General features: G+C 40.4%; 12 protein-coding genes. 10 read left to right on the top strand and 2 right to left on the bottom strand.

Features of this window, described 5'->3' with window-relative positions; genetic code table 11:
* Positions 1 to 42 precede the first annotated feature (42 nt).
* From ppk1 to rseP, 8 genes are read left to right on the top strand one after another with little or no spacing between them, the layout of a single operon-like run.
* A complete protein-coding gene (ppk1, locus tag G6Q00_RS04555; protein WP_163532208.1) occupies positions 43 to 2,052 on the top strand; it encodes a polyphosphate kinase 1 in 2,010 nt (669 codons plus the stop codon).
* Positions 2,049 to 3,071 (top strand): dihydroorotate dehydrogenase (quinone), encoded by a 1,023-nt coding sequence (gene pyrD / locus G6Q00_RS04550; RefSeq protein ID WP_163532207.1) that lies wholly within the window; start codon positions 2,049 to 2,051, stop codon positions 3,069 to 3,071. The genes ppk1 and pyrD overlap by 4 nt, the downstream gene beginning before the upstream one ends.
* Entirely contained in the window at positions 3,068 to 4,408 is a 1,341-nt protein-coding gene (locus tag G6Q00_RS04545) for a M16 family metallopeptidase (RefSeq protein WP_163532206.1), read from the top strand. The genes pyrD and G6Q00_RS04545 overlap by 4 nt, the downstream gene beginning before the upstream one ends.
* Before the next feature lies 1 nt (position 4,409).
* Complete coding sequence (gene dapA, locus G6Q00_RS04540; RefSeq protein ID WP_430734515.1) at positions 4,410 to 5,288, top strand: 4-hydroxy-tetrahydrodipicolinate synthase; 879 nt, start codon at positions 4,410 to 4,412, stop codon at positions 5,286 to 5,288.
* A 5-nt stretch (positions 5,289 to 5,293) separates the two neighbouring features.
* Positions 5,294 to 6,064, top strand: coding sequence for an enoyl-ACP reductase (locus G6Q00_RS04535; RefSeq protein ID WP_205426514.1), 771 nt, complete (start codon positions 5,294 to 5,296; stop codon positions 6,062 to 6,064).
* Positions 6,065 to 6,070: 6 nt separating this feature from the next.
* Entirely contained in the window at positions 6,071 to 6,685 is a 615-nt protein-coding gene (locus tag G6Q00_RS04530; RefSeq protein ID WP_163532204.1) for a phosphatidylglycerophosphate synthase, read from the top strand.
* Position 6,686: 1 nt separating this feature from the next.
* The gene (pgsA, locus tag G6Q00_RS04525) at positions 6,687 to 7,247 is read left to right on the top strand and encodes a CDP-diacylglycerol--glycerol-3-phosphate 3-phosphatidyltransferase (RefSeq protein WP_163532203.1); all 561 of its coding nucleotides are present in this window, start codon (positions 6,687 to 6,689) and stop codon (positions 7,245 to 7,247) included.
* Positions 7,247 to 8,260 (top strand): RIP metalloprotease RseP, encoded by a 1,014-nt coding sequence (rseP, locus tag G6Q00_RS04520; protein ID WP_163532202.1) that lies wholly within the window; start codon positions 7,247 to 7,249, stop codon positions 8,258 to 8,260. Before pgsA ends, rseP begins: the two co-directional genes overlap by 1 nt.
* Here rseP and G6Q00_RS04515 read toward each other — a convergent pair.
* Positions 8,232 to 10,139 carry a motility associated factor glycosyltransferase family protein gene (locus G6Q00_RS04515; protein WP_163532201.1) on the bottom strand — a complete coding sequence of 636 codons (1,908 nt, stop codon included), beginning with the start codon at positions 10,137 to 10,139 and terminating at the stop codon, positions 8,232 to 8,234. The genes rseP and G6Q00_RS04515 overlap by 29 nt on opposite strands.
* A 12-nt stretch (positions 10,140 to 10,151) precedes the next feature.
* Positions 10,152 to 11,696 carry a flagellin B gene (locus tag G6Q00_RS04510; RefSeq protein WP_163532200.1) on the bottom strand — a complete coding sequence of 515 codons (1,545 nt, stop codon included), beginning with the start codon at positions 11,694 to 11,696 and terminating at the stop codon, positions 10,152 to 10,154.
* 126 nt (positions 11,697 to 11,822) lie between these two features.
* On the opposite strand from G6Q00_RS04510, the gene topA reads away from it, so the two are divergent.
* Both topA and G6Q00_RS04500 read left to right on the top strand, forming a co-directional pair.
* The gene (gene topA / locus G6Q00_RS04505) at positions 11,823 to 14,117 is read left to right on the top strand and encodes a type I DNA topoisomerase (RefSeq protein WP_163532199.1); all 2,295 of its coding nucleotides are present in this window, start codon (positions 11,823 to 11,825) and stop codon (positions 14,115 to 14,117) included.
* Positions 14,110 to 15,021: a radical SAM protein gene (locus G6Q00_RS04500; protein WP_240330990.1), complete on the top strand. Its 912-nt coding sequence runs from the start codon at positions 14,110 to 14,112 to the stop codon at positions 15,019 to 15,021. The genes topA and G6Q00_RS04500 overlap by 8 nt, the downstream gene beginning before the upstream one ends.
* Positions 15,022 to 15,026: the final 5 nt, after the last annotated feature.

Raw genomic sequence — 15,026 nt, 5'->3', positions numbered from 1 at the left:
TCAAACTTATGATATATCTATTAGAAACGCACAAGAGAGTAGATGGAGGCAAAGGATTTATACTTTAACCGAGAACTTTCGTGGTTACGGTTTAACACCCGCGTTTTAGATCAGGCTTGTAATACCACTTTACCCCCCTTAGAGCGGCTTAAGTTTTTGGCTATTTATGGTACTAATTTAGATGAATTTTACATGATCAGAGTAGCCGGGCTTAAACATTTAGTTGATAATAACGCCTCACAAAATAGTGTTGATGGAATGAGTCATAAACAGCAATTAGAGTCTATCCGCCTTTATGTATTAGCAGAACAAAAAATTGTCCAAGAACAATTTTTATCTTTAAAAGAACAATTAGCCCAAAAAGATTTATCTATAGCCAGTATAGAAGATCTACCAAAATCTTGTTTACCCAAATTACAGGAATATTTTTACAAGTATATTTACCCCGTAGTTATCCCCACTCTTTTAGACCCAGCGCGCCCCTTTCCCTTTGTGCGCAATCTAAGTTTTGGGATTCTTTTAAGTTTACAGGGGGCACAAAAGGTTTATGCGGCGGTGAAGATTCCCACTCTTTTAAAACGCTTTATTGAAGTAGAAAAAGGGGTTTTTGTCGCCATAGAGGAAGTGGTGCAAAAATTTATTCCTTTATTATTTGAACACCACCGCGTACTAGAAAGTATTATTTTTAGAATAACTTGTAATGCGGATATGGAAATTATTGAAGATGAAGGGCATGATTTAGTCAATCGCATTAGCGAAGGGTTGCGTACCCGTGATAGAGGAGATGTGGTGCGTTTAGAAGTGGGGGGGAATTGTGCAGATTTGCTCTCTTTAATAAAGCAACAAATACCAGATGTTGATCTATATACCAGCCACATTTTACTAGACTTAGGTAGATTATGGGAACTGGTGAATTTAAAAAACTACGCCCATCTTAAATTCCCTACCTTTGTACCAAAGACTGTAGCCCCTCTTAATGATATTGATTTTTCAAAGAATGGGGCGCTTTTTGACTTATTAGATAAACAAGATGTGTTGTTATTCCACCCTTATGAAAGCTTTGATCCAATTGTGCGCTTCATTCAAAGCGCTGCAGAAGATAAAGATGTGATCTCTATTCGCATGACTTTATACCGCGTGGGTAGAGAATCGCCTATTATTAAAGCCCTAACAGAGGCCGCCCCTTATAAACAAGTTAGCGTACTAGTAGAGCTTAAAGCCCGTTTTGATGAGGAAAATAATTTACACTGGGCTAAAGCCTTAGAAAATGCCGGCGCGCATGTGATTTATGGTGTGCCCCATTTAAAGGTGCATGCTAAGTTGGCTCTAGTGGTACGCAAAGTCGGAGAAAGCATTAAAGAATATGTACATGTAAGCACGGGTAATTACAACATACTTTCGGCTAAAATCTATACAGATTTAAGTTTACTCACCTCTAACCCACAAATTGCTAGCGATATTTTAAAGCTTTTCCACTCTTTAAGTACAGCAATGGCAGCAAAGATCAAACTTAAAACCCTATCTATGGCGCCTAAACAGATTAAAACAAAAATTTTAGCTTTAATCCAAGAAGAGATGCGCGCTAAACACAGAGGGCGGATTATTTTTAAGGCTAATGCGCTTGTAGATTCAGATGTGATCAAACACTTATACCAAGCCTCATGTGTGGGGGTTAAAATTGATTTACTCATTCGTGGGATTTGCTGTTTACGCCCACAGATTCAAGGATTAAGCGAAAATATCCGCGTGTTTTCCATTGTGGGTAAATATTTAGAACACGCGCGTATTTATTACTTTGCCCATGACAAAGCTAAAATATATTTTTCTAGTGCGGATATGATGCCGCGCAATTTAGAAAAGCGGGTGGAATTGTTAGTGCCCTCTACTTCTAAGATAATCCAACAAAAATTATTGCGTATTTTGCATGTACAGCTTAAAGACAATGCCCAAAGTTATGCACTTGAGCCCAGTGGAGAGTATGTAAAAGTTGTACCTACAGGGGATTTTTTAAACGCACAGATTTTTTACGAGCAAGAGGTGAGTGTGCTATGAATTTTCATAAGCTACTATTTTGTTTAGAACCTGAAAAAGCCCACAGCCTAGCAAAACAGGCACTTAAAATACTAGGGGCTTTACCTAAAATTTCTCCAACCACACACCCCATGTTAGAACAACAGATTTTAGGGCTATCTTTAAAAAATCCTATCGGGCTAGCCGCTGGTTTTGATAAAGATGCCACAATGTTAGCCGGGCTTGATTATTTAGGATTTGGAGTTCTTGAGGTGGGCACACTTACCCCAAAACCCCAATCTGGTAACCCAAAGCCGCGTATATGGCGCTTTGTTAAAGAGCAGAGTTTACAAAATGCAATGGGGTTTAATAATCAAGGCATTAAAAAAGCTGTATCACGCCTAGAAAATCTCCCTGTACTCTCTAGCCTAATTGGGATTAACTTAGGCAAGAATAAAAACACGCCTTTAAATCATGCATTAAAGGATTATGAAAATGCCTTACAGACAAGTTTAGGGGTGGGGGATTATTATGTGTTTAATCTTTCCTCACCCAATACCCCCAATTTAAGAGATTTACAAAATGAAAGCTTTGTAGGCGAACTCTTTACTATGGCTAGGGCTAGAACGCATAAGCCTTTATTTCTTAAAATATCCCCAGACACACCTATAGATACGCTTCTTTTAATCTGTGATACAGCTATTCATCATGGCGCTAGTGGCATTATTGCAACTAATACCACCACAGATTACTCAATATTGCCCCATGCACAACCAACAGGCGGGATTAGTGGCAAGGCTTTAGAAAATAAAGCAACGGCTGTATTTGAGCAAATCGCGCGGGTATTTTTTAAAAAAGCTATTTTGGTAGCAGTGGGTGGCATTAGTGATGCGACACAGGCTTATGCACGCATAAAAATGGGGGCTAGTTTTGTACAGATTTTTAGCGCTTTTATTTACCAAGGCCCTTTTATTTGTAGACAAATCAATCAAGATATAGTAGAATTACTCCAACAAGACGGGTTAAAATCAGTCCATGAAGCAGTTGGGATTAAGTTATGATGGTACGGATTTTTTATAGCTTTTTTATTTTGATTTTATGGGTAGGAGTGAGCATGGGAGCAACAATAGATCAAGGTATACGCGCGTATTTGCCTAAATACTACACCACGACTTTAGAAAATGGTTTGCAGGTGGTGGCAGTGCCTCTGGCTAATAAAAGCGGGGTGATAGAAGTAGATGTACTTTATAAAGTGGGATCGCGCAATGAGAGAATGGGCAAAAGCGGGATTGCACACATGCTTGAGCACATGAACTTTAAAAGCACCAAACATTTAAAAGAGGGTGATTTTGATGCCATTGTTAAGGGTTTTGGGGGGGTGAGCAATGCCTCTACTAGTTTTGATTACACCCGCTACTACATCAAAGCTAGCAATGCCAATTTAGATAAATCCCTTGAGCTTTTTTCTGAAATGATGGGTTCTTTACAACTCAAAGAGGAGGAATTTTTGCCCGAGCGCCAAGTTGTGGCTGAAGAGCGTTTGTGGCGTACAGATAATTCGCCTATGGGTTATCTGTACTTTCGCTTTTTTAACACCGCCTTTGTCTACCACCCCTACCACTGGACACCCATTGGTTTTATGCAAGATATCCAAAACTGGACAATAGAGGATATCCGCCGTTTCCACTCTTTATACTACCAGCCTAAAAACGCCATTTTGCTTGTAGTAGGCGATTTAGACCCTAAAAATGTCTTTAAAGAGGCAGAAAAGCATTTTTCTAAGATTGCTAATAAGGATAACAACCCCATGCCAGAGGTGTATATGCAAGAGCCGGTGCAAAATGGTTTGCGCGAAACGGTGATTCATAAAAAAGATTTATCCTTAGAATGGCTTGCCATTGGGTTTAAAGTCCCTCCCTTTGCGCATAAAGATCAAGTGGCGCTGAATGCCTTAGCCAAATTACTAGCCGAAGGGGGCAGTAGCCTACTTAAAAAAGAGATCATTGATCATAAAAGATTGGCTTCTCAGGTTCTTGCGCAAAATATGGAACTTAAAGATGCTAGCGTGTTTTTATTTGTTGCAGGGGCTAACCAGCATGTTAAAGCCGATCAGATCCGCGAGGCAATTTTAGCCATTTTAGATAAGATCAAACATGGGGGTATCACCCAGCAACAACTAGATAAAGTCAAAATCAATAACCGCGTGGATTTTATCGCAGGGTTAGAAGATTCCTCAGATGTGGCCGAAATGTTTGCTGAATACCTCACACAGGGCAAAATTGAGGATATGGCAGCTTATCAAGAGGAATTTGAAGCTTTAGAGGTTAAAGACATTGTGCGGGTGGCTAACACCTATTTTAGCGATGAAGCCTACAGCGTCGTTACACTCAAACCTTAAAATGCACGCCCTTAGCGCTTTAATCACACCCTTTAAGCCCAATTTAGAAGTAGATGAAGAAGTCTATGCATACTTAATTGAGCGCCAGATTCGGCTAGGAATGGATGCTTGCGTGCCGGTAGGTACTACCGGTGAATCAGCTACACTCACGCATCAAGAACACATGCGTTGTATTGAAATTGCGATTAATGTGTGCAAGCCTTTAGGGGCTAAGGTTTTAGCTGGCGTGGGGAGTAATGCCACTAGTGAGTCGCTACTTTTAGCTAAGTTTGCCCAAAAGGCTGGAGCCGATGGGATTTTATGCGTAACGCCTTATTATAACCGCCCCACCCAGCAAGGTCTCTTTGAGCATTATAAAACCATCGCTAACTCTGTAGAAATTCCGGTGATTTTATATGATGTACCCACGCGCACGGGGGTACAAATTGGAGTAGAAACGGCTACTAGGCTTTTTAAAGAGGTTAGAAATATCGCGGGCATTAAAGAGGCTTCAGGGGCCATGCAACGGCTTGTAGATTTTGAACATGAAGTACAAGGCCTAGCCATTTATAGCGGGGAGGATAAATTAAATTATCTAGTTATGGCTGGCGGGGGTACAGGCGTGATTTCTGTAACAGGTAATTTACTACCCGATAAAATCGCAACCCAAATTAATGCCTCTCTTAAACAAGACTTTAGTACCGCAAGAGCCATACAAAATGAGCTTTATAACCTCAATCAGGTTCTTTTTTGTGAGAGTAACCCTATCCCGATTAAAACCGCGATGTATCTTGCAGGTTTGATCAAGCATTTAACCTACCGTCTTCCCCTAGTGCCCCCTACAGAGCAAAATTTTAAAAGAATAGAGAACACTTTAGAAAGGTATAAGGTATTAAAATGACAGGCATGCAGGGCAAGACTTTAGTGATTAGCGGAGCGACTCGAGGCATTGGCAAGGCTATTTTGTATCGCTTTGCACAAAATGGTGTCAATGTGGCCTTCACCTACAATAAAAACGAACAAGAAGCAGAAAAGATCGCAGAGCAACTCCAAAATCTTTATGCAATTAAGGCCAAATACTACCGCTTAGATATTTTAGAGCCCGAGCAATATGTCGCGCTTTTTAAGCAAATTGATAGCGACTTTGAGCGGGTGGATTGCTTTGTTTCTAACGCCATTATTTATGGGCGCTCTGTGGTGGGGGGGTTTGCGCCCTTTATGCGCTTAAAACCCAAAGGTCTTAACAATATTTACACCGCCACCGTGCTAGCCTTTGTAGTGGGCGCACAAGAGGCAGCTAAGCGCATGAAACTTGTAGGCGGGGGCGCGATTGTCTCTTTAAGTTCTACAGGAAATTTAGTGTACATGCCCAATTACGCCGGGCATGGCAATTCTAAAAATGCGGTAGAAACTATGGTTAAATACGCAGCGGTGGATTTAGGGGAGTTTGGAATCCGTGTTAATGCTGTAAGTGGGGGACCAATTGATACGGACGCGCTAAAAGCCTTTCCTGATTATGCAGAAATTAAAGCTAAAGTTGAAGAACAATCGCCACTAAAGCGCATGGGTAATCCTGAGGATTTAGCTGGGGCTGTGTATTTTCTTTGCGATCCAAATCAAAGCGGATGGCTCACTGGGCAAACTATCGTCGTTGATGGAGGCACTACTTTTAAGTAAATCCCAATGATTATTAACATTCAGGATAATAGAGAATTACAAGCTGCAAGAAGAGCTATTTTATGCTCACATATTTTCTTAGTTTTACTCTTACTTAGCACAACCTACACCTTTGCATGGCTACAAAAATCTCATGCAAATGATATAGCCAGTGTTTTAAAAAACCTCCATGCAACATGGGTAGGGTTTTATTTGTGTATGTGGTTTTCTGTGTTTGTTTGCCAGATTTTTGGCTACTATAAACTAGCCAAAGTAGGCCGTAACCTTTTGATCTTTCGCTGTATTGCCTTTCCCTATATCGCCGATGCGATCCTCTCTTTAAGCTTGTTTTTAATTCTGCCTAATGCCAGTGTAACCACTCTTTTTAATTCTAAAATTATTACTTTTTTCCTTTATACCTATTACTCTTGCAAACTCTTTTATGAATTAAGCCGTGTAACTCAGGAACATTTTTTTAGACAGGGAATTTTATTGTTAAGTTTGTCTTTAAGTTTATTGCTCTTTACGGTTGTATTAAGCCAAAGGGCTTTATTAGCTTTTTTATTTCTCATAGGGATTTTGGTAGGCTGGGGCATGATTTTTATTGGTTTTTATAGACTTAAATATATTTCAACCCACTAGCATGCAATGGATCAGACATATCCCAAACACTCTAACCCTCCTGCGTATCGCCCTCTCTATCTTTTTGCTTTTTTTTATTTTACACGCCCCCGCTCTTTTTAAACTCTCTAAAGCTAATGCAGATTATGCCAGTGCCTTTATCTTTATCCTTGCAGCCCTCACCGATTTTTTAGACGGCACAATTGCTAGGCGTTATCACTTTAAAACTCTCTTTGGAGAAATTTTTGATCCTCTAGCAGATAAGATTTTAATTTTAGCCGCTTTTTTAGGTCTGCTGCATTTAGGGCGAATCACCCCATGGGTACCCTTTGTGATTTTAAGTCGGGAGTTTTTTATTGCTGGGCTAAGAGTTTCTGTTTCATACATGGGTAAAAATATCGCAGTAAGCCAACTGGGTAAATACAAAACCCTTTTACAGGTTTGTGCCATTTTCTTTTTACTCGCTGATATCCACATACACGGGGTAATGGTGGGTTATTTTTTAGTTACGCTTGCTGTTTTTGCAACCCTTTATTCAGGAGCAGACTATGTATTTAAATACTACCAATTAGTGCGCAACTAGTGGGGATTTTACTAGCCATAGGGGCTTTAGCATTTTTAATTATCTTCCATGAATTTGGGCATTTTTGTATAGCGCGTCTTTGTAAGGTAGAAGTAGAGGTTTTTTCTCTAGGTTTTGGCCCTAAACTTTTTATTAAACAATACAAAAACACCCAATACTGCCTCTCTCTTATTTTGCTAGGGGGTTATGTGGCGCTTAAACAAGAAGGAGAGGGGGGCTATTTAACTAAAACCTTTACTCAAAAAAGCCTTATTTTACTAGGTGGGCCCCTTTTTAATCTCTTGCTAGCTGGTTTTATTTATTTAGCCTTGTTTTTAACTCCAAGCCCCCATCTTGCCCCTATTGTGGGATCTGTTTTACCCAATATGCCCGCCAAACAAGCTGGAGTTAAGCCCGGCGATCAAATTCTTTCTATCAATCATAAATTTATAAGAGACTGGCAGGATCTACAAAGCGCGATTCAACAAAATGGGTCTTTAGTATTAGAAATCAAACGGCAAAACCAAATTCTACACCTAAAAGCCCTCCCCACAGAGCAAAAGATTTTTAACGCCTTTAAAGAACCTATTTTAATTAAGATGTTAGGCATCACCCCCTCTAAGCAAATTGTACGCATCTCCTATTCTCCTTTAGAAGCCATAAGCCGCGCTTATAAACAAGTACAAGAAATGATGATCCTCACGCTTAAGGGATTGCAAAAACTTTTACTAGGCGCTTTGCCCCTTTCAGAAGTGAATTCAGTTGTAGGGATTGTAAACTTTCTCTCCACACAAAGCCAGCTACAAACTTGGGCTTTAAGTGTGGCTTTTATCTCTATTAATCTAGGCTTACTCAATCTCTTCCCTATCCCACTTTTAGATGGCGGACAATTAGCCTTACTTTGGCTAGAAACTTTGATACAACGAAAAATCAGCCCGCAGACAATGCAACTTCTTAACGCATTGGGCCTTGCTTTTTTACTCTCTCTTATGGGGCTTGGGTTGTTTAATGATCTAACTCGTCCCAAGTTTTAAGCGCCTGTTGTACCACTTCCATTACGCAGGTAATGCCCCCAGCTAAACTAAAAAGCCAATATTTATGCGCATAAATCCACTCTAGTTGTTTAGCTTGCAAACTTTCTTTATCTATAGCAGGTTTAGCCACGATTTTAGCGATCTCTAATTCTTGGTGGAAAATATAAGATTGGATCGCATCGTTAAAACAATGGCTAAATCTAGGGTCTTCAAAAATATCTTTTAAATCGTTGATCTTTTGGCTTAGTTCTTCTAAATGATTTATCTGTAGCTGATCTAACTGTCCTTTAGCATGCAAGCTTTCTACTTCCTCTAAAAACTTAGCCACCTCTAAAAAAAGCCCCTCAATTCTTTCCTTACACTCTTTAGTATAGGTGATAAGATGAAGGCAGGTTTGTTTAGCTCTTTGCAAGTTGTAGGTGTATTGCTCTTTTGTAGGATAGGGCAAAAGAAGGGGCGGTTTGGGTGTGAGGGGTTTAAGATCAGCTTTAATTTTTTCTACACTTTCTAAAAAGCTAAGTTCTTTAGTGCCGTGTATGCGTGCCCCTCCCTCTGTGGCGTTGATCACTTCTAAATTATAGGGCGTGTGGAAGATGTCCTTTTCAAAGAAATCTAAAAAGAGTTTCCAAATACGCGTGGTTTCTACCTCCCCCTCTCCCCCATAGCTTTCTATAAAAATCTTATCCTCTGTTTTGGGTTTGATCTCTGTATTCCCATAAAGCGCCCCACTCGCATGGCTATGCCCACTCTTAGAAAAACTTAAATCTTGTCCGATAAAAATACAACGGGCAAAGCGCGCATGTACGACTAACTCATAGGCCATATTAGCCGCACTCATTCCAATACCCAGATAACCATAATCATGCAAACCAAATAAGCTAGTATAGCCAAAGGGGCGTAGGCTAAATTGTTTAACCCCTTTTGTGATAGCTTGGGGCAATGTGGGGTGAACGATGGAGGTGAGGGCAAAAATCACGCCCTCTTGGGCTTGCTTAGGGGTGTGTGTGTAAAATTTAGCCGTAGCTTCTACCCGTTCTAAAGAAAAGACAATATCAGGCTTAATGCCATAAGTACTAAGGATAGGAAAAGAAGCATCTATACAAAAAAGAGTAGCATAGGGGGCTATTTCTTTTAAAAGGGGGAGTTGTTTATTTAAACTAGGGCCTGTAGAGATAATAATAGCGCTGTTATGCGTGAGGTTGCGCTCTTGCAAAACAGCAGCTAAACTTAGCAGAGTTGGGCTTTTAAGCACTAAGGGGAGATTTTGTACATGGTTTTTAATCCCGATAATGGCATCTCTTGCATCATTGCCCACACTTAAAACCGCGTTTTCTAAGGCTTTAATCAAATCTTGGTTAATGCGCTCAATTTCTGTAAAGTAGCGCTCATAGTAGGCATTAAAGACAATTAATTCGTAAAGTTTGGCATAAATACGCGCCTTTTTATCCATGTTAAAAAGCGAGGCTAACATTTGGTAAGAACAGGCTTGGCTATGTAAAAAAATAATGCGATCGCTTTGCATCTCTTGGCTAAAATCAAGTAGGTTAAAAATGATAAAAAGAATTTCAATTTCAGGCTCGATCACCACGATACGGCTAATAGAATCTAAACCTAAAAGTAAGCGATAGAGCATTCCATTACCCGCCCCATAAAAATAAAGATAGGGAGTGGGGTTTGTGTGCTTGAATTTTTCTAGGTTTTCTTCTAAGGGTTTATGGGTAAAAAGGGGCGTGTTGGTGCGGACATCTAAAATATTAAAGTCCTCTTTTTGCATGAAGACTTCATATTTGAGGTTAGCCTTAATCTGTAAAAGATCTGAGGCTAAAAGGGGGTCTTTGTGTTTTAAAACCTCTAAATTTTGCTCATAAATAGATGCCATGCCCTCCTAAACCTACTGCAAGAGTCGTAACACATTTTGCTGTACCGCATTGGCCTGTGCCATAGCAAAACTACCGCTTTGGGCTAAAATGTTGTATTTAGAGAAGCTTGCGCTTTCTTCTGCAAAGTCTACATCTCTAATTTGTGATTCAGCTGCCTTAACATTAACCTGAGTTACAGAGATGTTATTAATCGTGGTTACTAACTCCATTTGCACCGAACCTAAATCCGATCGGATTTTATCTAGTTGGACTCGTGCGCTCTCAGCCATATCCATAACCACCATCGCCCCGCGCAAACTCGTAACCCCCGCGCCAATGCCTTTAAAATTAAGATGAGCCTGCGCGGCATTGGCATTTCCTCCGCTAGCACTAGCTACATTGGCATCAAAAACCCCGCGGATAGAGCGTAGATTGACAGAATACTCTGCAATTCCTTGTGCTGAGTGTAGCCCAATATGGCTATAGTTAATGCCACTAATGACGATGTCTCTAGCATCTTGCTTAACTAAAGTTAAACGGCCAACAATGGCATGGGCATTCCCTGAAATCCCTACAAAATTCCCGCCCCCAAAAACTTTCCCGGAGGCACTAATTGCATGCACAGAAATAGCCCGCCCGTCAGTAGATTTTAAATTAATGCGCCCTGATATATCTATGTAGGCCTCTACTCCTGTGCGCTCTCTAACTGAATTGATTGCATTAATAAGCCGTCCATCGCGATCGTTGCGTTTAACATCATTGATCGTACCTATCATCACCCCATTAATGGTAAGCCCCCTAACCGTGCCTGATTGTACCGGTTTTCCGCCCGTTCCTATTACGGTGGCTGTGGCGCGTACCCCTAGGGTGTTAGAATTTTTATTAATCACTTCCACTAACGCCCCAAGACCTGTACCCGCACTGGTAGAAATCTTAACCGATTCGATCTTAAAGTCATTGACCGCGTTAGCCTGTCTAAAATTTAAAGTAACCTCTTGTAAGTTTTTTGCCCCAGCGCTAACCTCCATGCCGTCCCTATCCATTGCTGAGGTCTCAAAGCGCACATGCCCTATCTTATCTGATCCAGTGGGACCAATAGAGGCCTTAATCGTCGTATTAGAATAAGCCCCGATCTGAAATTCTTTATTAGAAAAACTACCCGCTAAAAGCTGTTGGCCATTAAAGCTAGTGGTGTTAGCAATGTTATCTAGTTCCTCTAAAAGCCGCAAAATATCGCTTTGTAAGGCCTTTCTCGTTTCAGCTGTTTGGCCATCTTGGGCGGCTTGGACGGCCTTTGTCTTAACCGTATCTAAAATTTTAATTTGCTCATCCATTGCCTTATCTGCTGTTTGGACGATCCCAATGGCATCGTTGGCGTTTTTAATGGCCTGCCCTAAGCTTGCGCTTTGGCTACGCAAACTATCCGCAATGGCCATCCCTGAAGCGTCATCTGCTGCCTTGTTAATGCGCAAACCCGAGCTTAATTTTTCCAAAGAGCTAGCAAGGTCTCTATTGTTGCGTACGCCTATTGTATGGGCGTTTAAAGCCGCGACATTGGTGTTGATTCGAAAACTCATTTTTGCATCCTTTGCTAATTATGATACACACACCAAGCAAGGGCTGTTCCATGAGATTGTTAACTGCAATGTCTTTTAAAATAGTTTATAATGCCGCCCATTACTAAATTTAAAAAAAGAGTTTGTATGCGAAGAAAATCTGCTAAAAACCTCATCATCGTAGAATCCCCTACAAAAGCTAAAACAATCGCGCATTTTCTTGATCCTAATTACCAAGTTATTGCCTCCAAAGGACATGTACGCGATCTAAGCAAATATGCTATGGGTATTCATATTGAGAATGAAAAGTTTTTCCCTAAATACACGGTGAGTAAAGATCATGAAGAAATTGTGAGCCAGATTTTAGATTTAGCCAAAGATGCCTCACAAATTTATATCGCTACAGATGAAGATCGCGAAGGGGAAGCCATTGGTTATCACATTGCCTATCTCATTCAAGAAAAACAAGGGGGGGCTAAAAAAACCTCCCATTCTACAAAACAAGAAATTTTAGATTTAGAAGCACAAACAAATAACCCCAAAAACAACCCTATTTTTGCACTCCCCCGTATTGTTTTCCATGAAGTTACCAAATCAGCTATTTTACACGCCCTAGCACACCCCAAAACTTTAGACATTGATAAAATTAACGCCCAACTAGCTAGAAGGCTTTTAGATCGCATCGTGGGTTTTAGTTTAAGCTCTTTATTAGCCCATAAAATTTCACGGGGCATGAGTGCCGGGCGCGTACAAAGTGCAGCCTTAAAAATCATTGTGGATCGTGAAAAAGAAATCCAAGCGTTTAAACCCCTCACTTATTACAATATTGAGGCTATCTTTGCCCATGGGATAGAAGCAAGTTTAGAAAGCTATCAGGGTGCTAAAATTAAAAGGCAAAGTTTAACTGATGTTGAAAAAGCCTTAGAAATGGTGGCTAATTTAAAGGATCAAGTTTATCAAGTCCAAGAAATTAGCCATAAAAATAAGACTTCCCCTACTCCACCTCCCTTTATGACTTCTACCTTGCAACAAAGCGCCTCTACCCATTTGGGTTATAACCCTTCTAAAACTATGGGCATTGCCCAAAAGCTTTATGAGGGTGTAGCTACTCCTGATGGAATAAGCGGGGTAATTACTTATATGCGCACCGATAGTTTACACATCGCAAAAGAAGCCCAACAAGCCGCTAGAGAATTTATCCAAAAGACCTATGGTAACTCCTATTTACCACCCACTTTTAAAAATTACACCTCTAAGAATAAAAGCGCCCAAGAAGCCCATGAAGCTATCCGCCCCACACAGTTAGCCTTTACCCCCCATATTGCTAAAGATTATCTCAAACCTGAGGAACACAAACTTTATACCCTTATTTACCAACGCTTTTTAGCCTCTCAAATGAGCGATGCGATCTTTGAGCAACAACATATTTTAATTGCCTGTACACCACTAGAGGCGATATTTAAAGCCAGTGGGCGTAAACTGATCTTTGATGGTTATCATAAAGTTCTTAAAGATAATAGCGAGGATAAATTACTCCCCTCTTTAAACCTTAAAGAATCCATTGGTTTAGAAAAAATACAAGCCCGTGAATACCACACAGAACCCCCCGCTAGATATTCTGAAGCCTCTTTGATTAAAACTTTAGAAAGTTTAGGCATTGGTAGACCTAGCACTTATGCCCCCACTATTGCCCTTTTACTCAACCGTGATTATGTCAAATTAGAGAAAAAACAGCTTACCCCTACTGAAAATGCCTTTGTAGTCGTGGGTATTTTAGAGAAGTATTTTACCAATATTGTAGATGCTGCCTTTAGCGCTAGTTTAGAGGATAAATTAGATGCCATTGCTGGCAATAAAGCCTCTTGGCAACAAATGCTCATGGATTTTTACATGCCTTTTATGGAACAAATAGAGATAGGCAAAGCCCAAATTGCCTCCCAAAAAGTTAGTATCCCCACTGGGGAATTTTGCCCCAAATGTGGTTCAGAGTTAGTACAAAGAAAGGGTAGATTTGGGGTTTTTGTTGCCTGTAGTGGTTATCCTAAGTGTAAATTTATCCAACTCACCTCTAAAGACTCTGAAAATGTACAACCTTGTGAAAAGTGCGGATCTGCTATGGTAGTTAAAAAGGGGCGTTTTGGGGAATTTCTAGCTTGTAGTAATTACCCTAGCTGTAAAAATATCCGTTCACAAACCCCTAAAGATCAAGGCTCTACTTATCCATGCCCGCAGTGTCAGGGGCAAGTGGTGCAAAAAAGAAGCAAGAGAGGGATTTTTTATGGCTGTAATAATTACCCCACCTGTACTTTTCTGACCAATTATAAACCCATAGAGAAACCATGCCCGCAGTGTGGCTCTTTAATGGTTTTAAAAGCTTATAAGAAAAAACCTAGCCTTCATAGCTGCTTAAAATGTGATTTTACAGAGCCAGCAGATGTCTAATTTAGTTTTTGGCCCTATTAAATCGCGCCGTTTTGGCTGGTCCTTAGGGATTGATGTTTCAGGAGAGGCCAAACAGTGCAATTTTGATTGTCTTTACTGCGAACTCACGCCAAATAAGCCTATGAAAAGTATGCATTCAGTTTTACCCCTAGAGGTTTTGGTTTCTGCAATCAAACAAGCCCTAGCCCACAAATACAGCTCCCTAGATGTACTCACCACTACAGCTAATGGCGAACCCACTCTTTATCCTCACTTAGAAGAGCTTATCACCACGATAAAGCCCTTAATCCCTAGTGGTGTGCAGTCTTTAATTTTAAGCAATGGTACGCGGCTTGGCAATAAAGAAGTACAAAAAGCACTCTTACACTATGATATTGTTAAATTCTCTTTAGATGCCATTTGGCCACAAGTTTTTAATAAGATAGATCGCCCCCATAAAAATCTACCCCTAGAATCTATTTTAGAAGGCATTTTAGATTTTGCTAGCCAGTATCAAGGCTTTTTAGTTGCAGAAATGCTATTAGTAGCAGGGATTAATGATCAAGAGGCACATATTCAAGATTTAGCCGCCTTTTTACAAAAAGTCCCCAACTTAGCCCGTGTAGATTTAAGTAGTATTGATCGCCCCCCAGCCTATAAAGTCCAGCCTCTAACTCCCACGCATTTATTAGAATTGGCTACTTATTTTGAAGGCTTACCTATTAGCTTACCTAGCCGCATTCCCTTTAAAATTACAAAGTTACAAACCACCCCACAAGCTTTTTTAGATTTACTCAAATACCGCCCCCTAAGTGTAGATGAGGCACGCTGTTATCTTACACCAGTACAACTAGAGCGCCTCAGTGCACAAAGAGAAATTGTGGTTAAAAAAGTCGGGTGTGTGGATTTTTATCATTTGCCTTAATTCTT

This window comes from Helicobacter suis (assembly GCF_902196125.1).
GTDB classification, from domain to species: Bacteria; Campylobacterota; Campylobacteria; order Campylobacterales; family Helicobacteraceae; genus Helicobacter; species Helicobacter suis_B.
The sequence above is the reverse complement of the archived record's forward strand: the minus strand, read 5'-3'. Positions and strand labels throughout refer to the sequence as shown.